This window comes from Brevibacterium permense (assembly GCF_013280495.1).
In the GTDB taxonomy this organism is placed as follows: Bacteria; Actinomycetota; Actinomycetes; order Actinomycetales; family Brevibacteriaceae; genus Brevibacterium; species Brevibacterium permense.
On record NZ_JABSSX010000014.1, the window covers coordinates 46,895 to 70,500 of the forward strand.

Annotated in this window: 23 protein-coding genes; 6 read left to right on the plus strand and 17 right to left on the minus strand. The window is 63.8% G+C overall.

Features of this window, described 5'->3' with window-relative positions; translation table 11 throughout:
* Positions 1–153: 153 nt before the first annotated feature.
* Complete coding sequence (locus HK353_RS14725; protein ID WP_173157332.1) at positions 154–999, plus strand: DNA-formamidopyrimidine glycosylase family protein; 846 nt, start codon at positions 154–156, stop codon at positions 997–999.
* Between the two features lie 60 nt (positions 1,000–1,059).
* On the opposite strand, the gene HK353_RS16850 is transcribed toward HK353_RS14725, so the two are convergent.
* Positions 1,060–1,278 (minus strand): hypothetical protein, encoded by a 219-nt coding sequence (locus HK353_RS16850; RefSeq protein WP_217278506.1) that lies wholly within the window; start codon positions 1,276–1,278, stop codon positions 1,060–1,062.
* Here HK353_RS16850 and HK353_RS14730 point away from each other — a divergent pair.
* Both HK353_RS14730 and HK353_RS14735 read left to right on the plus strand, forming a co-directional pair.
* On the plus strand, positions 1,231–1,881 hold the full coding sequence (locus HK353_RS14730) for an SDR family NAD(P)-dependent oxidoreductase (protein WP_342589952.1): 651 nt from the start codon (positions 1,231–1,233) through the stop codon (positions 1,879–1,881). The two genes, HK353_RS16850 and HK353_RS14730, sit on opposite strands and share 48 nt — an antisense overlap.
* Positions 1,882–1,953: 72 nt before the next feature.
* Positions 1,954–2,919, plus strand: coding sequence for an aldo/keto reductase (locus tag HK353_RS14735; protein ID WP_245396055.1), 966 nt, complete (start codon positions 1,954–1,956; stop codon positions 2,917–2,919).
* Positions 2,920–3,003: 84 nt separating this feature from the next.
* On the opposite strand, the gene HK353_RS14740 is transcribed toward HK353_RS14735, so the two are convergent.
* Together HK353_RS14740 and HK353_RS14745 are read right to left on the minus strand one after the other, a co-directional pair.
* Positions 3,004–4,239 (minus strand): threonine/serine exporter family protein, encoded by a 1,236-nt coding sequence (locus HK353_RS14740; protein ID WP_173157336.1) that lies wholly within the window; start codon positions 4,237–4,239, stop codon positions 3,004–3,006.
* 104 nt (positions 4,240–4,343) lie between these two features.
* Entirely contained in the window at positions 4,344–5,240 is an 897-nt protein-coding gene (locus HK353_RS14745; protein WP_173157338.1) for a LysR family transcriptional regulator, read from the minus strand.
* Between the two features lie 121 nt (positions 5,241–5,361).
* Here HK353_RS14745 and HK353_RS14750 point away from each other — a divergent pair, with 121 nt between their 5' ends.
* The gene (locus tag HK353_RS14750; protein WP_173157340.1) at positions 5,362–6,558 is read left to right on the plus strand and encodes an acyl-CoA dehydrogenase family protein; all 1,197 of its coding nucleotides are present in this window, start codon (positions 5,362–5,364) and stop codon (positions 6,556–6,558) included.
* A gap of 34 nt (positions 6,559–6,592) precedes the next feature.
* Here HK353_RS14750 and HK353_RS14755 read toward each other — a convergent pair whose 3' ends face one another.
* Positions 6,593–7,666 (minus strand): amidohydrolase family protein, encoded by a 1,074-nt coding sequence (locus tag HK353_RS14755; RefSeq protein WP_173157342.1) that lies wholly within the window; start codon positions 7,664–7,666, stop codon positions 6,593–6,595.
* Between the two features lie 35 nt (positions 7,667–7,701).
* A complete protein-coding gene (locus HK353_RS14760; protein WP_173157344.1) occupies positions 7,702–8,586 on the minus strand; it encodes an oxidoreductase in 885 nt (294 codons plus the stop codon).
* 78 nt (positions 8,587–8,664) lie between these two features.
* Between HK353_RS14760 and HK353_RS14765 the strand changes: the two genes are divergently transcribed.
* Positions 8,665–9,297 carry an ABC transporter ATP-binding protein gene (locus HK353_RS14765; protein ID WP_245396057.1) on the plus strand — a complete coding sequence of 211 codons (633 nt, stop codon included), beginning with the start codon at positions 8,665–8,667 and terminating at the stop codon, positions 9,295–9,297.
* Here HK353_RS14765 and mgtE read toward each other — a convergent pair.
* From mgtE to HK353_RS14810, 8 genes are all read right to left on the minus strand, one after another.
* Positions 9,258–10,625, minus strand: a complete 1,368-nt coding sequence (mgtE, locus tag HK353_RS14770; protein WP_173157346.1) for a magnesium transporter — start codon at positions 10,623–10,625, stop codon at positions 9,258–9,260. The two genes, HK353_RS14765 and mgtE, sit on opposite strands and share 40 nt — an antisense overlap.
* 106 nt (positions 10,626–10,731) lie before the next feature.
* On the minus strand, positions 10,732–11,094 hold the full coding sequence (locus tag HK353_RS14775; RefSeq protein WP_173157348.1) for a universal stress protein: 363 nt from the start codon (positions 11,092–11,094) through the stop codon (positions 10,732–10,734).
* A 9-nt stretch (positions 11,095–11,103) separates the two neighbouring features.
* The gene (locus HK353_RS14780) at positions 11,104–12,549 is read right to left on the minus strand and encodes a sugar porter family MFS transporter (RefSeq protein ID WP_173157350.1); all 1,446 of its coding nucleotides are present in this window, start codon (positions 12,547–12,549) and stop codon (positions 11,104–11,106) included.
* A gap of 64 nt (positions 12,550–12,613) precedes the next feature.
* Positions 12,614–13,123, minus strand: a complete 510-nt coding sequence (locus HK353_RS14785; RefSeq protein ID WP_025780602.1) for a hypothetical protein — start codon at positions 13,121–13,123, stop codon at positions 12,614–12,616.
* Positions 13,124–13,200: 77 nt separating this feature from the next.
* Entirely contained in the window at positions 13,201–14,184 is a 984-nt protein-coding gene (locus HK353_RS14790; protein ID WP_173157352.1) for a patatin-like phospholipase family protein, read from the minus strand.
* Positions 14,185–14,260: 76 nt separating this feature from the next.
* Complete coding sequence (locus HK353_RS14795) at positions 14,261–15,127, minus strand: SDR family oxidoreductase (RefSeq protein ID WP_173157354.1); 867 nt, start codon at positions 15,125–15,127, stop codon at positions 14,261–14,263.
* 148 nt (positions 15,128–15,275) lie between these two features.
* Positions 15,276–17,225, minus strand: a complete 1,950-nt coding sequence (gene acs, locus HK353_RS14800) for an acetate--CoA ligase (protein WP_173157356.1) — start codon at positions 17,223–17,225, stop codon at positions 15,276–15,278.
* Between the two features lie 287 nt (positions 17,226–17,512).
* Positions 17,513–18,865, minus strand: a complete 1,353-nt coding sequence (locus HK353_RS14810) for a tyrosine-type recombinase/integrase (RefSeq protein ID WP_208091477.1) — start codon at positions 18,863–18,865, stop codon at positions 17,513–17,515.
* 1,288 nt (positions 18,866–20,153) lie between these two features.
* Between HK353_RS14810 and HK353_RS14815 the strand changes: the two genes are divergently transcribed.
* A complete protein-coding gene (locus HK353_RS14815; protein ID WP_167194068.1) occupies positions 20,154–20,633 on the plus strand; it encodes a hypothetical protein in 480 nt (159 codons plus the stop codon).
* A 96-nt stretch (positions 20,634–20,729) separates the two neighbouring features.
* Here HK353_RS14815 and HK353_RS14820 read toward each other — a convergent pair whose 3' ends face one another.
* The 4 genes from HK353_RS14820 to HK353_RS14835 form a co-directional block, all read right to left on the minus strand.
* Complete coding sequence (locus HK353_RS14820) at positions 20,730–21,551, minus strand: hypothetical protein (RefSeq protein ID WP_062861018.1); 822 nt, start codon at positions 21,549–21,551, stop codon at positions 20,730–20,732.
* Between the two features lie 245 nt (positions 21,552–21,796).
* Positions 21,797–22,171 carry a VOC family protein gene (locus HK353_RS14825; RefSeq protein ID WP_092106884.1) on the minus strand — a complete coding sequence of 125 codons (375 nt, stop codon included), beginning with the start codon at positions 22,169–22,171 and terminating at the stop codon, positions 21,797–21,799.
* Positions 22,172–22,432: 261 nt separating this feature from the next.
* Positions 22,433–23,212 carry a cytochrome c biogenesis CcdA family protein gene (locus tag HK353_RS14830; protein WP_166825317.1) on the minus strand — a complete coding sequence of 260 codons (780 nt, stop codon included), beginning with the start codon at positions 23,210–23,212 and terminating at the stop codon, positions 22,433–22,435.
* Positions 23,209–23,606, minus strand: a 398-nt coding sequence (locus HK353_RS14835) for a TlpA family protein disulfide reductase (RefSeq protein ID WP_173157358.1), incomplete at its 5' end; no start/stop codon positions are given. The genes HK353_RS14830 and HK353_RS14835, both read right to left, overlap by 4 nt.

Sequence of the window (23,606 nt, forward strand, 5' to 3'; positions counted from 1 at the left end):
ATGGGTTCTCAAGGTTGGTCAACTCCTGTGACCGGGTTTGCACGTCTCAGAACTACCTGACGGCGGCTCAGCAACCCCGCGCGAGGTTGCTGAGCCGCCGTCGGGTAGCAATTGGGGGTGTTGGGATTGGGAGGTGAGGAGGATAATGGGGTTATGCCGGAGCTGCCCGAGGTCGATGCGCTGGTCGACTTCCTGCGTCCGCGGCTGGTCGGCGATTTCGTCACCCGCGCGGACATTGCCGAGCTCAGCCTGCTCAAGACCGTCGACCCGAGCATCGATGCGCTCGCCGGACTTGCTATCACCGAGGTGGCCCGCCGTGGGCGAGCCCTCGTCATCCGTTTCGACGGACTCAGTCTCGTCTGCCGGTTCGCCCGAATGGGCTGGCTGAACTGGCATGACACCGCACCGAGTGGTCCGACCCGAATGGGCAAGGGGCCGTTGGGAATGCGCGTAACCCTGGCATCGGGGGCCGCCTTCGACCTCATCGAACCCGGGTCGAAGAAGAACGCCGCCGTGTCCCTCGTCCGCGACCCCTCCGAGGTGCCCGCCCTCGCATCGCTCGGCACCGACGCCCTGAGCCTCACCGTCGACGAACTCGCCGCGGCGCTGTCCGAGTCGACCTCCCGGATCAAAACGGTCCTCGAAGATCAGAGAATCATCGCAGGCCTCGGCAATGCCTATACCGATGAGATCCTCCACTCAGCGAAGCTCTCCCCGTTCGCAACCGCGAAGACCGTCGACCCGCAGGCGCTGCACACCGCCATCCACGAGGTGCTCGACACCGCACGCAGCAGGCTCATCGGCTTGCCGCCGGGCAAGATCAAAACCGCGAAGAAGCGCGGATTCTCCGTTCACGGCCGCACAGGTGAGACCTGTCATGTCTGCGGGGAGACCATCGCCGAGGTGTCCTTTGCCGACAAATCCTTCCAGTACTGCCCCGGCTGTCAGACCGGCGGAAGGAAGCTCTCCGACCGTCGAATGGACCGCCTCCTTAAGTGACGCCTGACCGCCGGCATGGATGGCACCATCGACAGGATCTGTACCGCGCTCGCCGTACCCTCACGCTGGGCGGAGGCGGAGATGGCGGTCGGCGATGCTATGGGCACGCAGGGCCACCTCGGTGATAACGGTGAGGAACTCACCCCGGGATGACCGCTCATCGGCGGGAGCGTGGATGCGCTGCACGAGCGCCTCGGTGATTCCGCCGACGAGGACGATGCTCGTGAGGTCATTCGACGCAGCCGGCGCGATCGCGGCCCCGTCGATGTGCTCGTCCACAATGCCGGCATCATGTGGGTCGGTTCCTTCGACGAGGAACCGGGTGCGGCGGCTCGCGCTCAGCTCGGGGTCGACCTCCTCGGCGTCATCAACGGAATCAAGACCGCAGCACCTGCCATGCGCGAGGCCGGGCACGGTCACCTGATCACGGTCGCTTCGGCGGCATCGATCCTGCCCACCCCGGGCGAGGCGACCTACGCGGCAACCAAACACGGAGTGCTCGGCTACTTCAAGGCTGTGCGCACGGAGATGCGCGGTACCGGGGTGCACTTCACCGCCGTCATGCCCGCCGTCGTCGACACCGTCCTGGCCGCGGGGACCGGCACCGGTGCGGGCCCACTGCTGCGTCCCGACGATGTCGCGGCCGCCGTCGTCCGTGCGGTCGCCCGGCCCCGTTTTGAGATCACCGTGCCCGGCTTCATCGGTCCCGTGACGCGCCTGGCCGATCTCCTGCCGCAACCGGTCCGGGACCGCATCTTCGGGGCCGTGGTGCCCGACCAGGTCGCCCAGGTGCGGGCCGATGCTCGCGCCGGCTACGAGGAGGCGGCGTTCACGACCTCCCGCGCGGGGCGCGGTCAGGGGTGGGCCGCGTCGGCGGAATAGTTCTCCAGATCTATCCGTTGTGCGGAAGTGTGGGCCATCTGAGGCCCGGACATTCGACGAATGGAGGAAAGCTTGACCACGCGGAAGCAGATTCCCGGCACCGACCTGTCCATCTTCCCGATCAATCTCGGCACGAACACCTTCGGGTGGACGGCCGATGAGGCGCAGTCCCATGCCGTCCTCGACGCTTTCGTGGCCGGCGGCGGCAATTTCCTCGACACCGCCGAGTCCTACCCTGCGTGGGTGCCCGGCAACACCGGTCGCGAATCTGAGACCATCATCGGCACCTGGTTGGCCTCGCGGGGCAACCGCGATGACGTCGTCATCGCCACGAAGGTCGGCGACCATCCCGAGCACAAGACGCAGGATCCCGAATACATCCGAACCGCCATCGACGCCTCCCTGGAGCGTCTGCAGACCGATCACGTCGACCTCTACTACGCCCACCGCGACGATGAGGTGACCCCCATCGCCGAGGTGGCCCGCGTCTTCGATGAGATCGTCCGTTCCGGTAAGGCCAAGCACATCGCGGTGTCGAACTATTCGCCGGCGCGTCTGGCCGGGTGGTTCGCAGCGGCTGAAGACGAAAGCCTGGTCAAGCCGGTCGCGATCCAACCGCAGTACAGCCTCGTCTATCGGCGGGAGTTCGAGACCGACCTGCGCCCAATCGCCGAGCGGCGGGATCTCGCGGTGTTCTCGTACTTCAGCCTTGCCGCCGGCTTCCTTACCGGCAAATACCGCACCGAAGCCGACCTCGAAGGGGCCGACCGAGGTGGCATGGTGCAGGGATATTTCAATGCCGAGGGGCTCAAGGTCGTCGACGATCTCGTCGCGATCGCTGATTCGCACAATGTTGCACCTGCGACGGTGGCACTGTCCTGGCTGCTGGCCAAGGGAGTGACGGCGCCGATCGCCTCGGCTCGCACACCTGAGCAGCTCGAGGCGGTCATGGCCGCACCCGGGCTCGAGCTCAGCGCCGACGAGGTCGACCGACTCGACCGGGCTTCGACACCGTTCGCTGTAGAAGAACCGTCCTGACTTCCCTCCCAATTACTACCTGACGGCGGCCCAGCAACCTCGCGCGAGGTAGCTGAGCCGCCGTCAGGTAGCTCTAGGGGTGTCTCAGGCGACGATTTCGTCCTTGGGCTCGACGGAGTGGGCGATGGCGGCGCCGATGACCGTGCCGATGGCGATGGTGAAGAACGTGGTCGCAGCCGCCAGCATGCTGCCGGCAACCCCAGCGCCGCCACCGAATTCGATCTGCGAGGCATTGAGGAGCCCGAACGACCCGGGAGCGACGACGAGGAACGCGGGCACGAAGCTGATCCGCCAGATCGGGCCTTTCGGCAGGCGCGAGAGCACGACGGCCACCACCGAAGCGGTCAAAGCGCCGGCCAGACCGCCGATGGCCGCACCGAATTCGGCACCGATGCCCAGTTGTGCCAGTGCGGCCGCAGCGATAGTGAGGACGATCGGCACGGTGTGCTCGAGAGGGGTGTGCAGATAGATGATGAGGCCCAGCGTCGCGGCGGCGACGCCGAGGGCGGAGAGCCACCATGTCGAGGCGGTGAGCTGGGAGTTCGCAAGCGCCTCGACGCCGGTGCCAGTGATCACCGCGGCACCGGCGACTCCGGCGATGAACATCGCCAACTGGACGGTGGCCGAGACGAGCCGGGAACTGCCTGCCGAGAGCGCGCCGGCTGAGATCTCGGTCAGACCGGTGACCACGGCGCTGCCGGGCAGCAGAAGCGCCAGGGTGGCGACGATTGTGCGCAGGGGACTGTCCAGCCAGTCGAGGCGGAAGCCGATGAGGATGAGCACCGCGACGATGAACGCCGAGGCGACTGGCAGCAGCGGTCCGAGGCTGGGGTGGCGGGCGTTGACGGCGAGCACACCCGCGACGATGAGCGAACCGAGAGCGGCGAAGGCGAGGTTGACCAGTCCCGGTTCGAGCAGCAGGCACAGCCCGACGCCGACGGGCACCGCACCGAGGCAGGTCACCCATCCGGGCCAGCGCGGGGGAGTGCCGTAGACTTCGGCCTCGATCATGCGGCGAGCGGCGTCGATGCCGAGCCGACGCGACCGCACGGCGTCGACGATGTCGAGCAGCTTCGCTGTCTGGTCGAACCGCAGGTCAGGACCGATGCGTTCGAACCGGGTGGGACTGCCGGGGCCGATGGTGAGAAACAGGCCCTTGGGAAGAGCTGCGACGTTGATGGACTTCAGGCCGACCGCAGGTGCCAGCCCGGTCAGTGCGTCTTCGACATCGACCGAAGAGATCCCACTGGCGAGCAGCCCGGTCCCGATCGTCACCAGCAGCTCCTGTGCGGGGACGGTCTTGTCGCTTGCCTCGTGCACTCCCAATCCCTCTCGTCTGCAGATCGGCCGACGAAGTAGAAGATACCAGCCTCGTGCTACCCGACGGCGGCCCAGCAACCTGGCGCCAGGTTGCTGGGCCTCCGTCAGGTAGTAATTGGGGAGGGGAAGAGTCCGCGGACGATGTCGAGTACCCTCGCCAGCGCCTCGGACGGGTTGTTCCGGCGCCAGCCGAGGGCGAGAGTGAACGAATCCCCGCCCTCGGCAAGGCGAACATAGCGCACTCCGTCGATGCGGATGTGATCCGAGGACTCGACGACGACGGCCATGCCGACTTGCGCGCCGACGAGCGCCAGAAGGCTGTAGGGATCCGGTGCCTCCTGGACGACCTGCGGCAGGAAACCGGCGTCATCGGCCAGCCGCATCATCACCTCTCTGACCTGAGATCCGTGCGACGGGGCATAGGAGATGAACGGCTGACCGGCGAGCTCACCCATCCTCACCGACTCACGCTCGGCCAGCTCATGCCTCGAGGGCATGGCGATCATCACGCTCTCCTGCCGGATGACGTGGACATCGACACCCGCCGGCACCGGCGGGCTGATGATCGCGAGATCCGTCTCCCCGTCGCGCAGCGCGATCGCGGCCTCCCCGCAGTACATCTGCGGCTGCAGGTCGAGGCTGATGCCCGGGTGCCGTTCGCCGACCTCGCGGGCCAGTCTGGAGAGGATGGAGTAGCCGCTCGTGCCGCCGAATCCGATGCGCACCCGGCCCGCCAGACCCTGCTGTGCGGCCCGGGCGATGCGCCGGGCACCGTCCACCTGAGTCCCGATCGCGGCAGCGGGCTCGAGCAGCGCCTCGCCTGCCGGAGTCAGTCGGACCCGCCGGGTCGTCCGCTCGAACAGATCGACGTCGAGGTCGCGTTCGAGCACGCGGATCATCTGGCTGAGCGCGGGCTGCGCGATGTGCAGACGTTCCGCGGCCCGCCCGAAATGCAGCTCCTCGGCGACGGCGAGGAACGCTGTGACCTGCCTGAACTCCATGTCATGTCCCCGTTGCCCAGATTGATAAGAATTTGCGCTTAATCACCATGATATTACCTCTTGGACTCTGAGTAATTCCGATGGCACTGTTGAAGACGAACTCAATGCCCAAGGAGACGCCATGACTGCCGAAACCACAGACACCACCGACACCACCGCCGACCCCTCCGACCTGCTCGATCTCGCCGGACTCCTCACCGACGACGAGCTGGCCCTGCGCGAAAAGGTCCGGACCTTCGTCGACGAACGGATCCGCCCGAACATCGCCGAGTGGTACGAGGGAGCGATCTTCCCGCGCGAGATCGTGCGTGAGATGGGTGCTCTCGGCCTCCTCGGCATGCATCTGCAGGGGTACGGCTGCCCGGGGCGTTCCGCCGTCGAATATGGTCTCGCCGCGCTCGAACTCGAAGCCGGCGATTCGGGACTGCGCACCTTCGTCTCCGTCCAGGGATCGCTGGCGATGTCGGCCATCCACAAGTTCGGCTCCGAGGAGCAGAAGAACCGCTACCTGCCCGGAATGGCCGCCGGAGAGATCATCGGCTGCTTCGGACTGACCGAACCCACCGCCGGATCCGACCCCGCCTCGATGGCCACCACCGCCACCCGCAACGCCGACGGCTCCTGGACGCTCAACGGCGCCAAGCGTTGGATCGGTCTGGCCTCGATCGCCGATATCGCCGTCATCTGGGCCGCCACCGACGACGGCATCCGCGGCTTCCTCGTGCCCACCGATACCCCCGGATTCAACGCCACCCCGATCACGCAGAAGCTGTCGATGCGGGCCTCTATCCAGTGCGATATCGACCTTGAGGACGTGAAATTGCCCGCCGAGGCGGTCCTGCCCGAGGTCACTGGACTGAAGGGGCCGTTCTCCTGCCTCAATGAGGCCCGGTACGGAATCATGTGGGGCGCCATGGGGGCCGCCCGCGACTCCTTCGAAGTCGCCCTCGACTACGCACAGAATCGCCTCCAGTTCGACAAGCCGCTCACCGCCTACCAGCTCACTCAGGAGAAGCTGGTGAACATGGCCCTCGAGATCCAGAAGGGCACTCTCCTGGCCATCCAGACAGGACGACTCAAAGACGCCGGGACTCTCGACCCCGTGCAGATCTCCGTCGGCAAGCTGAACAACTGCCGCGAAGCCATCGCCATCTGCAGGGAGGCGCGGACCATGCTCGGCGGCAACGGCATCACCCTCGAATACTCGCCGTTGCGGCACGCGAACAACCTCGAATCCGTGCGCACCTACGAGGGCACCGACGAGGTCCACACCCTCATCCTCGGCCGCCACATCACCGGCCAGCAGGCCTTCCGGTGAGCTGATCCGAGCCGCGGTCGGCCGGTACCCCAGGTCAGCTGCTGACCTGCACCCCGCCGACCCACACCTCGGCGGGGGTGCGCAGACCGTCCAGGTCAGCCAGCGGATCGGTCCCGAGGACCAGCAGATCCGCACGGCCGCCTTCGACGATCCGCCCCCGGTCACTCAGCTCGAGCGCATCGGCTGCGCCCGAGGTGGCCGACCGGACCGCCTCGGCGGCAGTCATCCCGGCGTCGATCAGATAGCCGAGTTCATCGTGCAGCGACGCCCCGTGGGGCACGGGCGCGAACGGCGTCTCGTTCGCATCGGTGCCCGCAATGATCCGCACCCCCGCGGCATGTAGGACGCGCACATTCGACAGGGCGAGAGCGAACGCGGAATCGGCATGATCGCCGAGGCGGGTATCGGCAATCGCACGCATCATCACCAAAGTGGGGGAGACGATGGTGCCCGTTTCGATGATCCGAGAGATCGTCGCCTCGCTCAGCCGTGCCCCGAAAGGGACATGCGTGAGCACATCGACACCGGCCTCGAGGCCGCGATCGAACGCCCTGGGAGTGACCGCATGGGCGACGGTGAGCAGCCCCCGGTCGTGGGCTCCGTCGACGAGCGCCCGCAGCGTCGGAATATCGAGGGCGGGCACCTCGGTGGCGTCTGGATCCTCGATGATGATCTTGATGAGATCGGCCCCGCCGGCCTCCCGCCAGTCGAGGAACCGGTCAGCATCGTCGGGCCCGGTGACACCGGATCCGACGGGGAATCCCATCACCTCGATCTGTGAGCTCCCCGGCGCCGAGGCGGCCGATCCGGCGCTGACGATCCCCGGGATTCCGCGGTCGGACCGGAGATCGTCGACAAACGAGTCCGGATGTGCCCCGAGATCGACGAGCGTCGTCAGCCCCGAGCGAAGAGCACCGACGAGCGGCTCCCGTGATTTCAGGTGCACATGGGTGGCGATGAGTCCCGGCAGAACGAATCCGTTCGACTCCGCGGACGGGTCCTCGGCAGGGTGGATCGTCGTGATCGTGTCGGTGAAGCCGATGTCGACGGCATCGCCGATGGCAGCGGTGTCGACATCGATGATGTGCACATTGCGCAGAGTCGTCATGGACCCACCCTAGTCACCGCAGTAAACTGCAATCCTCACAGTTCCGGGAACGTGGCCCCGGTCAGCTCTTCGGAGACCGCCCACAGTCGGCGAGCCACCTCGGTGTCGGTGGACTTCGACGAACGGGATGCGAATCCCGGCTTTCCGCGGATCTCGAACGGACCGGTCGGCCCGATGTAGCTGCCACCGGGCAGATCGGCGACGGCGGCGCAGAGGATCGGCCGTGCCCCGTTCTGCTCGCTCTGAGCGACCACTCGGGTGAATGCACGGCTGACTCGCGCCTCCGATGAGTTGTCGTCGCTGGAGCAGAAGAGATTCGTCGCCGCCATCCCCGGATGGGCGGCCGTCGCAATCACCGAGGATGACCGTTCGGACAGCCGGCGCTGGAGTTCCGAGGTGAAGAGCAGGTTCGCCAGCTTCGACTGACCATAGGCGGCCATCGGCCGATACGATCGTACGGTCCACTGGAGGTCGTCGAATTCGATCGTGCCGAACCGGTGGGCGATAGAGGCGACGGTGACGATGCGTTCGCGCACCTGCGGGAGCAGCAGATTCGTCAGGGCGAAATGGCCGAGGTGGTTCGTCCCGAACTGCGATTCGAACCCGTCGACGGTCCGGTACAGGGGCGGGATCATGATCCCTGCATTGTTGATAAGAAGATCGACCGGATCAGTGAAGTCCGCAGCGAAGTCTCGCACCGAGGACAGATCGGCGAGGTCGAGGTCGCGCACCTCCGTACTGCCGGGCATCGTCCTCGCGGCGGCTTCACCCTTCGCGCGGTTGCGGACGGCCAGGATGACGTGGGCACCGCGGCCCGCGAGAACCCGAGCAGTCACCCGGCCGAGTCCGCTGTTCGCGCCGGTGATGAGGACCGTGCGCCCTGTGAGATCGGGAATGCCGAAGTCGATCGGAGAAGTCATGAGGCCATCCTAGATTTCCGCCCTGGCAGTCAGCTGTCCAACCGAGCCGCCACCGCACCACCGAATTTGTTAACCTTCGTGCCGAAGACCCCTGAACCCGGTGCGCAGATTCTGCGCCGAGCCGCCCGTCGGCGCATCCATCCCCTGCTCGGTGGAGCAGGGGCCCTGTCGATCTGGCAGGTCTGCGAAGCGCTCGTGCCGGTGGCGATCGGCATCATCGTCGACCGGGCGATCATCCCGCTGTCGATCCCGGCTCTCGTCATCTCCATCATCGGCCTCGGCCTCCTCTTCACCGTGCTCAGCCTCGGCTACCGTTTCGGTGCACGTCTGTGCAACTCCGCCCGCGAGCACGAAGCCCACGCCCTGCGAGTTGAGATCACACATGCGGCACTGACCGCCCCGAGCCTTCCGGCCGACCGCACCTCGGGCGAGGTTCTGTCGATCGCGTCTGCGGATGCCGACACCGCGGCCACCGCCTTCCAACAGGCCGGCCGCGGCATCGCCTCGGTGCTGAGCATGATCACCGCTGCGGTCTTCCTCCTCATCGCCGACCCCGTGCCCACGGGCAGGTCATCGAGGAAGGCACCCACGCCGAACTCGTCGCTGCAGGCGGCAGCTACGCCGAACTGTGGGAGGCATGGTCGGGCTGAGGCCGCTGTCCTACAGCGTCATCAGGTCAGGCCGAGCACCGTCGTGGCGATCGTGAAGTAGATGATGAGGCCCGTCGCATCGCAGAATGTGGAGATGAACGGGTTGGAGAACACCGCAGGGTCTGCTCCTACCTTCTTCGCGATGATCGGCATCAGCCCTCCCACCGTCGCGGCCATGATGCACACCGACAGCAGCGTCAGCCCGATGACCAGGCCGATCGCCCAAGAGTAGACGAGCCCGGCGACGACGAAGCCCAATGTGCCGAGCACAGAACCGAGTACCGCGCCCACGCGCAGCTCTCTCCAGATGACTCGGCCGAGGTCGCGGACGCGCACCTCACCGACGGCCAGGGCGCGGGTGACGGTGGTGGCCGCCTGGTTGCCGGTGTTTCCGCCCGTGCCGGTGAGCAGCGGAATGAAGAGGGCGAGGACGACGACCTGATCAAGCCGGTCCTCATAGACTTCGAGGACCTGGACTGTGAGGATCGCGGAGACCGCGAGGACGAGCAGCCATACGATGCGGCTCTTGACCAGCCGGATGATGGTCGAAGACAGATAGGAGCGATCCAACGGTTCGGTACCTGAACCGCGAGCAAAGTCCTCCGCATCTTCCTCGTCGATGATGTCGAGGACGTCATCTATGGTGAGGATGCCGACGAGTCGTTCCTCCTGGTCGGTCACCGGCATCGCGATGAGCCGGTGGGAGAGGAACTCACGGGCCGCCTCCTCCCGGTCGCTGAGCGCATGGGTGCTGATCGAGTCGCGGACCATGTCTTCGACGATCGTGTCCTCATCGGCGGCGAGGAGGTTGCGCAGTGAAATCACGCCCCGCAGCACCCGGCCGGCTCCGACCACGGGCAACAGGTAGACGGTCTCGGGCCCATCGATGCGGGCACGGACGACCTCCAGCGCCTGGGCCGCCGTCCAATCCTCGTGGATGCCGAGGACCTCCGGAGACATGTACCGGCCGATCGCGGACTTCGGGTAGCCCAGCACTGCCGAGGTCATCTCACGCTCGTCGGCGGTCAGCCCCTTCATCAGCCGACTGGCCACACTCGCGGGCAGTTCGCCGAGCAGCTCGGCTCGGTCATCGGGGTCGAGGCCCTCGACGATGTCGGCGACCTCGGGTTCGCGGAGATTGCCGATGAGTTCGGCCTGATACGCCGGCGGCAGGTCCTCGAAGACGTCGAGGGCCTCGGCCTTGGTCAGCACCCGGAAGAGCATGGCCGACTGCAGAGGCGTCGAGGTGTGAACGAGGCGCCCGATCTCAGCGCGCGGCACCTGCCGGGCCAAAGCGGAGATCTCGTCGAGAGTGTGGGGATCGATTCTGCCGGTGAGTGCGGATTCGAGTCGGTCGGCCGCCTCGGTGCCCTCTGTTGTATCGGCCACGCATGCCCCCTCACCTCGGACGGAAGTTCCGTCCTCAAGCCTAAGCCATGGATGAGCGGCGACGGGCCCCGCGGCGACACCTGCGCCGTGGCACGAGTCTGCCGAGTCAGCGCCCGTCCTGCCGGACGGTGAGCACAGGAACGGGGGAGCGCAGGATGAGCCGCTGCGCGACCGACCCGAGGATCATCTTGCCCACGCGTGACCGGGCACGGACGCCGAGGACGAGGCGATCGACCTCCGCGTGATCGTCCAGTTCGTCGATGACGGCGGTGACCGGGTCGCGATCCCCGCGTCCGGACCGATTGATGACGGTGACCTCGAGTCCGGGAGGGACCTCATCCTCGGTGAAGTCATGGAGGGTGAGGTTGATGAGCAGCAGACCGGTGCCGAGGTTCTGCGCCTCGGCGACGGCCGATTCGAGGGCAAGTCGGCCCTCGGGACTGTCGGTGACGGCGACGGCGACTGACATGGAGGCTCCTTATCTGCGTCCGTACTCGGCTTTGAATTCGCGTTCGAACTCCGCGAGGTCCTTGTCCTTCGTCTCCGGCAGCATCAGTGCCAGGAAGACGAAGGCGATCACGGCGAGGCCGGCGAACATGCCGAAGGTCGCCGTCATGCCCAAGGCCTCGATGAGCGGCGGGAAGAACTGCGCGACGATGGCGTTCATGATCCATAGCACGAACACGCAGATGCCCATTGCGAAGCTGCGGATCTTCATCGGGAAGATCTCCGAGAGCATCAGCCAGGTCAGCGGGCCGACCGTTCCCTGCATGGAGAAGACGAAGAGGACGAGGAACGCGAGCACCGTCCACGCCTGTGCCGGTCCGGGCGGAACGATGACCGCGGTCAGGGCGATGAGCGTGTGGAAGACTGCGATGAGGGCGTAGCCGGTGAGGAACATGACCCGGCGCGGCTGCTTGTTGAGCAGGTACATGCCCAAGGTGATGCCGGCCAGCGAGAAGACGCCGTTGGCGATGTTGCCGATGATTGCGACACCGGAATCCAGGCCCGCGCTCGTGAGCAGCTGAGTGCCGTAGTACATGACCGAGTTGATTCCGGTCAGCTGCTGGAAGAAGCCGAGTCCGGCGCCGATGAGGACCAGACGCAGCACCCACCGAGTGCCGAGGTCGGAGAGTCCGCCTGTGGCTTCCTTCGCATCCTCGGCGGCGAGGTGGGTGACCTCGGCGATCTCGGCCTCGGCGCGTTCGGGGGAGCGGACCTGCTTGAGCACGGCCAGTGCTTCCTCGGCGCGTCCCTGCGAGATCAGCCAGCGCGGGCTCTCGGGCTGGAAGATCATGCCCACGAGGAGGGCGATCGCAGGTGCCAGGGCCACGAGCAGCATCCAGCGCCAGATCGAGTCGATGTGTCCGAAGAAGTTGAAGATCGCGGCGTTGATGATGAAGGCGGCGAGCTGTCCGCCGACGATCATCACCTCGTTGCGGGTGACGTAGCTGCCGCGCTTCTCCGACGGAGCAATCTCACCGAGGTAGACCGGCACTGTCGCGGAGGCGCCGCCGACGGCGAGTCCGAGGACGAAGCGGGCGCCGATGAGGAACGCGGCAGCGGGCGCGAGCACACAGCCGAGAGTGCCGAGGATGAAGACTCCGGCCAGGGCCAGGATCGTCTTGCGACGACCCCAGGCATCAGCGACACGACCGCCGAAGACCGCTCCGAAGGCGGCACCGACCATGAGGGAGGCGACGACGAGGCCTTCGCTCAGCGCGGTCAGGCCGAAGTCCTCGCTCAGAGGCTCGAGGGCTCCGTTGACGACTCCGGTGTCATAGCCGAAGAGCAGACCGCCGAAGGTGGCGACCGTGGCGATGACACCGAGGCGATGGACGGGGCGACCTGTGCCGACGTGGGGGAGCTCGAAGTTCGTGCTCGCGGTGGACGTCGACGGGCGACGCGGGGATCCGGGTGGCATGGGCGACTCCTTTCCCCTTCAGTCCTCACACATGGGAGCCTGCCACGGACGGAGGGGGTGGAGCTCAGTCCTCCTGATATGAGTCATCGATGACTTCGGGCATGCCGTCGATGACCGAGACCTGCTCGGTCCCGTCATCGGCCAGGGCATCGACATCGAGGTCATCCCCGTCGAGCTCGGCGACCTCGAAGTCGTCATCGCCGTCGGAGACCATCTCGTCGCCGACGCGGTTTCCCTGTTCCGCTGCGGGCGACTGATCGGTGTTGAACTCGTCCGAGAGGTCGGGGGCCTCGTTCTCGTCTTCCCAGCCGGCGTCGTCGACGAGCACATCGTCGGCGCCTTCGATGCCGGTCCCTTCGGGCCCCTCCGCACCGGGTTCGACGGGGGCTTCGCCGGGTTCGTCATCGATGTCTGAATCGATGTCGGAGTCGGCGTCGACCTGGTCGGCCTCGGCCTCGGCGGCGCTGAGTTCGGGATCATCCAACTCATCGGCCGTCGGTTCGTCGAGCTCGGGATCATCGAGGATGGGGTCGTCTTCCAGCCGGTCTGCTGCATCCGCGTCGAACTCGCTCATGATCTCTCCTTCACTCGCAATCAGGGTCGGGCCCTCATTCTGACACGTCGTTCGGTCGCAGGCCATGGGGGTCAGGATCATTTCCGGTCAAAACGGTCCTTCCACTCCTGCCAGTCCCACTGGGCCAGAAACTTCTCTCCGGCCATTCGGCCCGACGAGATGAGGTCGAGCTTGTCATCGTCAGTGAGAGCGAAGTCCGTGCTGCTATGGCCGGTCGTGTCGACGAACACCGTCCGCTCGGTCACCGAGGGGTCATCGATGTGTCGCCGGTCGTGCGCATTGAGCATCGTCGACACCAGGGACTTCGCGTACTGGAAGGTTGTCGCGTTGGGCCGCCATTCGGCGGCCGCTGTCTGCCGGGCGGAGAGCATGACACCGAAGGTCGGCCACCGTGCAGGCTTTGCGTCTTTGCGGTCGAAGACGTCGACGGGGAAGTTCGAGAGCAGTCCGCCGTCGGCGCCGAGCACGGAGTCTCCACCGGCGATGTCCGGCCGGGCAGGCAGGGCCCGCGGACGGAAGAAGAACGGACTGGCCGCTGAGGCGCACACCGCCTCGGCGACGGACTGGCTGTCCGCATCGACACCGAGGGCCTCTTCGTAGTCCCAGGGCAGGCGGAGCATGCGGCCGCGGGAGACATCGGAGACGATGACGACGAGCCGATATGACCGCTCAGGTGGGATCGCGCTGCCCGGATCGTCGAGTTTGAGGTCACCCCACGTGCGCACCCCCTGATCGGCCAATGCCGAGGCGAGGAAGTCATGGAGCGCCTCTCCCACATACATTCCCTTGTGCAGCAGCAGTCCCTGTACTCGCCCCAGCCAGGGGACGAGGTGGAAGACAGGAGGAAGGTCCTCGAACTCGGTGAAATCCTGTTCGAGGACCTTCTGCTCAAGTGTCTGCGGGGCGATCCCCGCCGCGGTCAGCGCACCGACGATGGCTCCGGCCGAGGTGCCGGCGATCCGGTGGAAGTCGTAGCCTGCGTCGGCGAGGGACTCGACCGCGCCGACCAGGCCCGGCAGCTTCGCCCCTCCGCCTTCGAGGACGAGATCGGTCATCGCCATGCCAACTCCTTCCCGTGGTTCCCTGATTCCATTGTGGACCCGGAACGCGGGAGAGGCAGGGACACCAGAGCCTGAGTCAGACTCCTGCCGGCTGGCGCCTGCGTGCCGCACGACGGCTGCGGGGGCTGTCGCCGCCGGTTCGGCCGGTGAAGTGGTCCATGGTCTGGTTGACGCCGAGGAAGTCCATCACTGCGTCGAACGCGCGGGTCGGCAGGAGGCGGACACCCGGAACCAGGCGCACGAGTGAGGGCATGACCAGCTGCTCACGACCGGATTCGATCGAGTCGATGACCTGAGTGGACACGTTGTTCTCTTCGAGGATCGGCAGCAGGCGGGGGAACTTCGTCCGGACGCCGGCGAACATCCCCGTGTTGATGTAGAACGGGCAGACGACGAGGGTGTTGACTCGGCTGCCTTCTGCGCGCAGCTCGCCCCGCAGGGATTCGGTGAAGCCGACGGCGGCCCACTTGCTCGCCGAGTAGTCGGTCTGCTTGGCCACACCGGTCAGACCCGCTGCGCTGGCGATATTGACGATCGAACCGTGGTTGCGTTCCCGGATGCCGGGCAGGAACGCCTTCGTCGTCCAGTACAGGGCCATGGTGTTGACGTCGAAGGTGCGTCGGATCGCGGCCTCGTCGGCGTCGAGGAGCTTTTTTCCGGTGACGACGCCGGCGCAGTTGACGAGGATGTCGATGTCGCCGACGTCCTGCGCGGTGGAGGCGACCTGGGCGGAATCTCCAACATTGACGGAGAAGGTGCGGGCGCGAACTCCCTCGGCTTCGATCTCCTGACGGACAGCCTCGCCGGTCTCGGCCGAGAGGTCCCAGATGATGACTTCGGCGGCTTCGCGGTCAGCGGCTTCGAGGGCCATGAGCCGTCCGATTCCGCTGCCGGCTCCCGTGATGAGGATGCGGCTTCCGGCGATCTTCGTTCCACGCGTCATGTCTATGCGTCCTTGCAGTTAGGCTTCAGTGCGGTCCGTCTCGTACAGAACCCGCCCTTGCGGGTCGCACGAGATGTTACTCAACAGTACATCAGTGTGTCGTGGGTCACGCAAGGGCGGGTTCGAAAATCGCCCGTCGGCCGGGGGATCAGCTCTCCTTCATGCCCTTCTGGATGAGGTCCATCACCGAGGAGTCCGCGAGAGTCGTGACATCGCCGACCTCGCGGTTCTCGGCCACGTCCTTGAGCAGCCGCCGCATGATCTTGCCCGACCGGGTCTTCGGCAGATCGGGCACGATCATGATCGAGCGCGGAGTCGCGATCGGACCGATCGAGGAGCGCACATGAGACCGCAGATCGTTCACGACATCGTCCCCGCCGTCGTCTGCACTCTCCCTCAGGATGACGAATGCCTCGATCGCCTGGCCGGTCATCTCGTCTTTCGCACCGACCACGGCCGCCTCGGCGACCTTCGGATGAGCGACGAGGGCGGATTCGATCTCCGCGGTCGACATCCGGTGCCCGGAGACGTTGAGGACGTCGTCGACACGGCCGAGGACCCAGAAATCGCCGTCGCGGTCGATCTTCGCACCGTCCCCGGCGAAGTACACCTCCGGGTACTGCGACCAGTAGGTCTTCTTGAACCGCTCCTCATCGCCCCACAGGGTGCGCAACATCGACGGCCATGGTTCCTTGACGACGAGGTATCCGCCGTTTCCGGGTTCGACCGAATTGCCCTCGTCGTCGAAGACGTCGGCGACGATCCCGGGCAGCGGGCGCATCGCCGAGCCCGGCTTCGTCTCGGTCACGCCCGGCAGGGGGCTGATGAGGATGCTGCCGTTCTCCGTCTGCCACCAGGTGTCGACGACGGGGCAGCGGTTGCCGCCGATGTGCTCGCGGTACCACATCCATGCTTCGGGGTTGATCGGTTCGCCGACGCTGCCGAGCAGGCGCAGGCTGGACAGGTCGTACTGAGCGGGGATGTCGCGGCCCCATTTCATGAACGACCGGATGGCCGTGGGTGCGCAGTAGAGAATGGAGACCTTGTACTTCTGCACGATCTCCCACCACCGGCCTCGGTGCGGGGTGTCCGGTGTTCCCTCATAGAGCACCGAGGTGGCCCCATTGGCCAGGGGACCGTAGACGATGTACGAATGGCCGGTCACCCAGCCGATGTCCGCGGCCGTCCAAAAGACGTCCTTGTCAGGTTTGATGTCGAAGACCGCCCAGTGGGTGAAGGAGGTCCCGACGAGGTAGCCGCCCGTGGTGTGCATGATGCCCTTGGGCTTTCCGGTCGTGCCCGAGGAGTACATGATGTAGAGCGGATGCTCGGAATCGAAGGCCTCCGGAGTGTGGATCTCCGGCTGTCGATCGACGACCTCGTGCCACCACAGATCACGGTCGTCATTCCAGTCCACGTCCTGGCCGGTGCGGCGGACGACGAGGACGTTGCGCACCTCGGGGCAGTCCTCCATCGCCTCGTCGACGACGGATTTGAGGGCCGAGGGCTTGCCCTTGCGATAGCCGCCGTCGGCGGTGATGACGAACTCGACTCCGCAGTCCTTGACGCGGTCGGCGATCGCCGAGGCGGAGAAGCCGCCGAAGATGACGGTGTGCGGGGCGCCGAGGCGGGCGCAGGCGAGCATGGCGAACACCGTCTCCGGGATCATCGGCATGTAGATCGCAACGCGGTCGCCGGTCTTGACTCCGAGTTCGGTGAGCGCATTCGCGGCCTTCGAGACCTCGCGCAGAAGATCGGAGTACGTGATGGTGCGGGTGTCTCCGGATTCGCCTTCGAAGTAGTAGGCCACGCGATCGCCGAGGCCGTTCTCGACATGGCGATCGACGCAGTTGTATGCGGCATTGAGCCGTCCGCCCACGAACCACTTCGCAAAGGGCCTGTCCGACCAGTCGAGGACCGTGTCGAAGGGAGTCTCCCAGCTGATGCGCTGTGCCTGTTCCTCCCAATAGCCGATGCGGTCGGCGGCCGCCTTCTCGTATTCGACAGCTTGGGCATTGGCTGCGGCGGCGAAGTCCGCTGGGGGTGGGAAAGACCTGTCCTCGTGGCTGAGTTCCTGAATCGTCGGATTGTTCGTCATCGTGCTCTCCTTTCACCCTGCACCACCACGACGTGGGCGGGTCATCGAACTCACTTTCAACCTACTCCAGTTGATTCGGATTTCAAGAGGTGCCCGCAGATGCGAAGAAGCCCCGCTTCCCAGTCCAGGACTGGGAAGCGGGGCTTCCGTGTGGTGGCTCCGACCGGCGTCGATCCGGTGACCTTTCGATTTTCAGTTTAGATGTATTCGTAGGTAGTCGAAGGGATGAGTAACGCAAAACATCCAAAAAACATCCATTGCTAAAAGAATGGGATGTGCGCCTCTTGTCACTCGGGCATTGAGAGGGCGTTCGCCATCGCCGTGGCGACCGCTGCCTGTTCGCTCGGGAACAGACCCGCGTAGGTATCGAGGGTGACCTTCGCTGAGGAGTGCCCCAGCATGGCTTGGACCGCCTTCACCGATGCCCCAGAACGGATCGCAACAGACGCCGCCGTATGGCGCATGTCATGCGGGGTCGGCGTCGGGAAGTCGATGTCACCCTCCCGAAGGTCAACGATCTTCACGGTCTCACCCAGAACGGAGAGCGCGGCATCGAACTGCTGCTCACCGATCCCAGCAACACCGAAGCTCGAAATCTTCTGCGCCCGCTCGACTGCAGCGGCAGTCTTTGGCCCAAACCACGCGCGCGGACCCTTGTGCTCCTTCACACCAAGATTCCCCTGGAGCCTGGCAACGGCAGTCGAAGCCGCCTTCGCCGCCTTCCCAAACTTGCGATCCGCCCAGTTATCCCTGTTGATCGGGCGCCCTGTCAGCGTCGTAAAGAGGAGATCATCGGGCATCAATGCTGACGCTCGATCAGCGAGGAGAGTCAGGACGTTGCCGGCGACCATGACGGTCCGCTCCTCATGAGACTTCGTTCGGGCGATATAAAGCTTGCCGCGATCCATTGCGTAGGCGCGGTGGACACGTATCTCTCCGGTGTCGGGGTCGAGATCACCGGCAGTCAATGCCGCGACCTCTCCAAAGCGAAGTCCGGTAGTTGCCATTGTCAGTATGATGTTGCGGGTAGTCTCGTCCGGCGCGTGCGCTGCGAGACGCCACACCTGCCGATTGTCGAGGTAGATGTGCTGCTTCTTCTTCCGAACCTTCGCACGCGGGGCCGGCGCCCCGGATCGAGTCTTGGCCGGATTATCAGAGATGTATTCCTGGTCCTGACACCACGCGAGGAGACGGGCGAGCTGGGCGTCCGCCGCGCCGCGCTGACGCGGCGACGGCTCCATGCCGTTGGCCGAAACCATTGTCATCCGCCAGTCGTCCACCGTCTCCCGGTCGAGCTTCGCTAACGGAATCTCGCCGAGCGTCGACGCGATCCACTGAGCGTGGATCGACTCATAGCCTGACCTCGTTGACGGGGAGATCCCGTCGTTAGATCTCCCGCCATGGATCGAAAGGTACTTCATCCACTTCTCGAAGGCATCATTGACTATTGTCCGCTCGGACCTCTTACTGGCCCGCACGCCGCCGAGGTTCAGCTTGATCTTGGCTTCAAACTCAAGAGCTTCCCGCTTAGTCGGGAAGCGTTCATACCGGCGCCTCCCGGAGGAGTCGCGGTAGTTGATCTCATGAACTTTGCCGCTCCTCGGTGCGCGGCCAATCTTGCGCAGGTCCACATATGCCATGCGAACATCCTAGCAATCGAAAGGTCAGGCGTTGGGAGCGCACAATTCCTGCGAGGCAAGTTCCAAGCATCCCGTGGACCTAGCTCAGGCGAGACCTTTATCGCCTACCCCGGATGAAGTTGCGGTATGAAGTGATAGCTCATTCCGCTCGGGCTCCATGAGCCGACAATTAACAACGAGACGAAGAAGGGCGCTATTAATAGATATACGAGGCCAGGGGAATGGTCCTGCGAAGGGGCGTTTCCCCGCCTGGAATCTAGGCAAGCGAGGATCCATGAAAGGGGCGCCGAATTAAATGACCGCATCATCGCCATCTAGAAGGCGAGGTCGCCCAGCTGGGACCGCCAAGCAGTCGCAGCCGTGCGACGAATGCCAACGAGAGGCTGGTCGTCGGTACCGCGTCGGCGAACTCCGCGTGTGCTCGACCTGCAAATCTCGGCACGATCGCCGATCCAAGAATATCTGCGATGTCCCCGGGTGCTCAGGCACAGTCAGGCTTGGGAAGAATCGGGACAAGAGTTACTGCCGGTCCCACGAGGACCGGTATCTTACCGACAACTCAAAAGGGACTGCCTCGGCACTGGCGTACCTCAGGCAAGCAATCATCGACCTCGGAAATGGCTGCTGGGAATACGTCGGGGCAGACAATCGCGATCACGGTACCGACCGACCGCAGGTTTGGTGTGACGGCCTTCGGTGGTACGTTGCTCGGTTCCTGTACGTCCGATTCTTCGGTCCCCACAAGGGTGGGCTCGAACTGCATCACCTATGCGGACGCGGTACGTGCGTCAACCCTGCGCACCTCCGACCCATAGGGCCGGTTACCAACAAGGGCATTGAATCGAAGGCGTGGAAGTGGGCATGGCAACGGACCGTGACGAAGTGGCGCATCGCCCACGAGCCACGAATCCCATCCGACCCGGAGCGGGCCGTCGAATTCTCCGAGTTCACGGCAGGTATCCCAGTTCACTCGATCCTTCGCCGGGATCGGACCGGAACATCCGGTCCACCCACCTTTACTCTCGCCCAGCTTCTCAAATCTGGACGAGCACGGATGCGCCTCTTGCCCTGATGGCAGTGGTCTCGTCCTGCTGAAATCCTCATGCGGTCGGTGGGCTTCTCCGGGATCCGTGCAGAGCCAACGGCCTCCACCCGGTTGTCGGCCTCCGCGATGAAGTCCCACACGAATCGACTGAAGGGTAAGGACACTTGTGGTTGGCCTTTACGGCAGGTAGCGTAGCCGAGAGCACTACAACGAGTAGAGAATAGCGAGAGGACATCTGCGCTTATGGACGGTAATAGTAATCACCGTCAAGTTAATGACCGAAGGCGAAATCTTTGGAGTTTCTTACGCGCCAAGTATTTAATTCTATTGGTTGCCTACGCGGTGAGCGTGGTAGTTGCGGCGCTGGTGTTCGCTCCGTGGGCGCCAATTATGGCGTGGTTCGGTTTCATATACATAGTGGCCGCTTGTCTCGCCCTCACCGGGCTTGCCTTTCTCGTTGCTCGAAAGACCGCAGTCGAAGGCATATGGAAGTCAATGCTCTGGTTGACTGCGGCTAGTCTTGCCGCGCTGATCCTGACGGTCATATATGCGGCGACAATTGTGCCCCTATATAGCGGAACTCGAATCGATTTGGTGATCGAGACTCAACTTTTCCATTCAGTATTCTCGACGTTAGCGATACTTGTTGTTGGCATTTTCTGGCACGCTTGGCAATGGTATAAAGCGTTTAGAGAAAGTCGTGTGTCCGGCTTGGCTGCGTGAACTGTGAACTTCTGAAGTGGGAGTATCCGGTTCTGCTATGTACCACCGGTACTGTTGCACCGGGGGCGGGAGGGGTCCCGCCCATGTTGTTATGACCTACTCCACTTGAAAGCCAGCCTGCTCCTGCCAGTCTTCTAGCGCGGTCAGGCCGACCATTGCGGCAGTCATGGTCTTCGCGATGATCATTCCGACGTCGGCCTCCCTTCGCACTTCAAGGCTATTAGGGTCATCGTTGCTGGATAGCGGATCGGAAAATCGATGCTGCCAGCCGCCGCCGTGGCAATCTGCCGAGTGAGTTCGCCACTGTGCCCTCAGTGTTTCTCCAAGCTGTTCTGCGTCGTCGTTAGCGAAGAATCTATGTGCAGGAAGCGCCAATGCCAGTTCTCGGAACACCCGAGTTAAGGAAATGGGGTTGCCGCCTAGCTGGCGAGAGAGCGCCGACCGCCGTCTCTCTAGATCGTCAAGCTCGCTCTGCCGGACTCGTCGGTCGTCTTGAAAGATATGTTGCATAGACGCGATATCAGTCTTGCTATCCAGTTCGTCGTTCGTCATTGTCAAAGCAACACTATGAACGCGTCTCAAGCGCTCATCGCGGCCGTCGGCCCCGAGGATCCAGGCCGCTTGGCATGCCCCAATGAGGGCGGGGCGGTGCGCAAAGCCGAATGCTGTCGAACGGCTGAGTACTTCACTGCCCAGCCAGAGTGCAGCGAAAGCTTGCAGTCCCTCTACGCAAAGTGACATTGACTTCCATATGACTGCACTCGCTAGGCCCTCAAGCTGAGTTAGCTGATCATCTTCACTCAGGCTGGTCCCCGGCGCAGCCTCGCGAGGCTGGGCGACTGCTGCTGCAATTCGGTCCGTCACCTGCCAGATTTGCCTGAGCGCTGCGGCGTCTTCACCGTCCACTTCGATCACCATGCACCAAGATTAAGCGCAAGTCCAGCATTTCACCAGCACTCCGAGTCCAGCAAAGTACACCTCAGTTAGACACATGCGAGGCAACCGCGATCCGCTAAATCTAGCGTGTGAGCTTCAGCGATAATTGGCGGTGTTCTGTCAACACTTCGTGGCGGTACTGAGTTCACGATTTCCGCATTCTTTTATGGACTACCCGACAAGAATTGAATGTCGAGCTCCCTCCCGCGCTGCGCGACTAGCCCGCATCAATCGTGAAAGTCTTCAGGCTCCCTTGGGATGCGCCTGGCCATGAGACAGAATTTATTGCCTTCCGGATCCGCGAGGACGTACCAGCTACCTGACGGCACTACGTCAGTTGGCTTCGCACCTAGAGACAAGAGCCTCTCGAGCTCGTCTTCTTGACTCCGGTCGGTAGGACACAGATCGAGATGCAGAGTTCCATCCGCGAAAGTATCGTCCGAGCGCTCGAAGAGAATCGCCGGGGCATTCGACGCTCCGGAGATCGCGACTCCAGTTTCGTCCTTGGCTGAAACCTCGTATCCGAGCGCTTCGCACCAGAATCGGCTCAGCCGATCTGGGTCTTGGGCCTTGACAACGAGGTCCCCAACTCGACTCGTCATGGGCCCACCCTACTTCCGACCTAAGGCAACAATGCGGCACTAACTCGCGTGTATCCCAGAATGACTTACAAAGCCCGAGGTGTCGCGACTCTGAGACAGTTTTCTGCGAGACGAGTTGTCGAGACAATTCCAAGACCGCAATTTCGAGCCTTCATGATGGTGCCGGTCCTTCGATTCGACCGTCTTATAAAATTAAAGGTTTTCGAGAGATATCTGCGCTCACTCTTCAGACTTGAATCCATGTGTCAGTGAACGGTCATTTCAGACCACGGTGGAAAATCCACCGATAAGCCCCTGCAGTCCGTTGACCCATTGAGTCCATACTCCAGTGATCAGCAGTATTCCGATTCCGATGAGAACGGCCCCTCCCGCACGGGTAATTGCTGCATGATGATCTTTGACCCACCTCATGCGACCGCCGCCTCTGATGAGTAGCAAAGAGACAAGCAGGAAGGGAATGCCAAGACCCAGGCAATAACTGAGGGTCAATATGGTCCCGCGAAGCAAGGCACCGGATCCTGTCGGCCCGAAACTGGTCGTCAAAGCAAGTACTGCCGCTAATGTCGGCCCCATGCACGGGGCCCAGCTGAACGCGAACGTTCCGCCGAGAAGCGGTGCTCCCCACAATCCCGCCTGAGGGCGGCTCTTGATACGCCACTCCCGCTGGAGGAGACTCAATCCGCCCATGAAGATGATCCCTGCCACGATGACGATCGCACCCATGATGCGATTGATCACGTCCGCCCAGGCGCTGAGAAGTATCCCTGTGAGAGAAAAGACGAGTCCAATTGAGACGAAGACTGCCGAAAAGCCGAGCATGAACAAGAACACACCAATGACCACGCGGAATGTCTTCTGATCTTCGAGTGACTTCCCGGCAAGTCCAGTGACATAGCCAAGATAGCCAGGCACCAGTGGTAACACGCATGGCGACAGGAACGAGATGATCCCGGCGATCACAGCAATCGGGATTGCCAGCAGCATCGGGCCCGAGCTTGCTATCTGTGAGAACTGTTCACCGATCGTTGCCACAGCGATCACGTGTCTTTGGCAAGTACGTCAGTGATGAGGCCATCAAGAGTCGAGCGATCGACGATCCCGACGACACGAGCAGCAGGACGGCCCTTGGAATCGAGAATCACCGTCGACGGTACGGCCTGCGGTGGAAGAAGACCGCTCAAGGCCGCCACTGCCCGCCCTTCTTTGTCGAGCATGGAGGGGTAGGTGATGCCGAATTGTCGAGCAAATGCGTTTGCCGCAGCAGCTTCATCTCGGACATTGATTCCCAGGAAGGCCACTCCCTCCTCGCTAAACGATTCGTAGCTTTCCTGAAGGTCTGGTGCCTCTTCTCGACACGGTGGGCACGCTGCGTACCACAAGTTCAATACCACTGGGCTACCCTGCCATTCTTGTAGGTCGAAGGCATCCCCGTTCG

Excerpts from the sequence above, each read along its gene's own strand:
- HK353_RS14725 (WP_173157332.1), top strand. The coding sequence starts at position 154 with ATGCCGGAGCTGCCCGAGGTCGATGCGCTGGTCGACTTCCTGCGTCCG.
- HK353_RS14745 (WP_173157338.1), bottom strand. The coding sequence starts at position 5,240 with ATGGAGTTCAGGCAGGTCACAGCGTTCCTCGCCGTCGCCGAGGAGCTG.
- HK353_RS14750 (WP_173157340.1), top strand. The coding sequence starts at position 5,362 with ATGACTGCCGAAACCACAGACACCACCGACACCACCGCCGACCCCTCC.
- HK353_RS14755 (WP_173157342.1), bottom strand. The coding sequence starts at position 7,666 with ATGACGACTCTGCGCAATGTGCACATCATCGATGTCGACACCGCTGCC.
- HK353_RS14760 (WP_173157344.1), bottom strand. The coding sequence starts at position 8,586 with ATGACTTCTCCGATCGACTTCGGCATTCCCGATCTCACAGGGCGCACG.
- HK353_RS14775 (WP_173157348.1), bottom strand. The coding sequence starts at position 11,094 with ATGTCAGTCGCCGTCGCCGTCACCGACAGTCCCGAGGGCCGACTTGCC.
- HK353_RS14780 (WP_173157350.1), bottom strand. The coding sequence starts at position 12,549 with ATGCCACCCGGATCCCCGCGTCGCCCGTCGACGTCCACCGCGAGCACG.
- HK353_RS14785 (WP_025780602.1), bottom strand. The coding sequence starts at position 13,123 with ATGAGCGAGTTCGACGCGGATGCAGCAGACCGGCTGGAAGACGACCCC.
- HK353_RS14790 (WP_173157352.1), bottom strand. The coding sequence starts at position 14,184 with ATGGCGATGACCGATCTCGTCCTCGAAGGCGGAGGGGCGAAGCTGCCG.
- HK353_RS14795 (WP_173157354.1), bottom strand. The coding sequence starts at position 15,127 with ATGACGCGTGGAACGAAGATCGCCGGAAGCCGCATCCTCATCACGGGA.
- acs (WP_173157356.1), bottom strand. The coding sequence starts at position 17,225 with ATGACGAACAATCCGACGATTCAGGAACTCAGCCACGAGGACAGGTCT.
- HK353_RS14810 (WP_208091477.1), bottom strand. The coding sequence starts at position 18,865 with ATGGCATATGTGGACCTGCGCAAGATTGGCCGCGCACCGAGGAGCGGC.
- HK353_RS14815 (WP_167194068.1), top strand. The coding sequence starts at position 20,154 with ATGGACGGTAATAGTAATCACCGTCAAGTTAATGACCGAAGGCGAAAT.
- HK353_RS14820 (WP_062861018.1), bottom strand. The coding sequence starts at position 21,551 with ATGGTGATCGAAGTGGACGGTGAAGACGCCGCAGCGCTCAGGCAAATC.
- HK353_RS14825 (WP_092106884.1), bottom strand. The coding sequence starts at position 22,171 with ATGACGAGTCGAGTTGGGGACCTCGTTGTCAAGGCCCAAGACCCAGAT.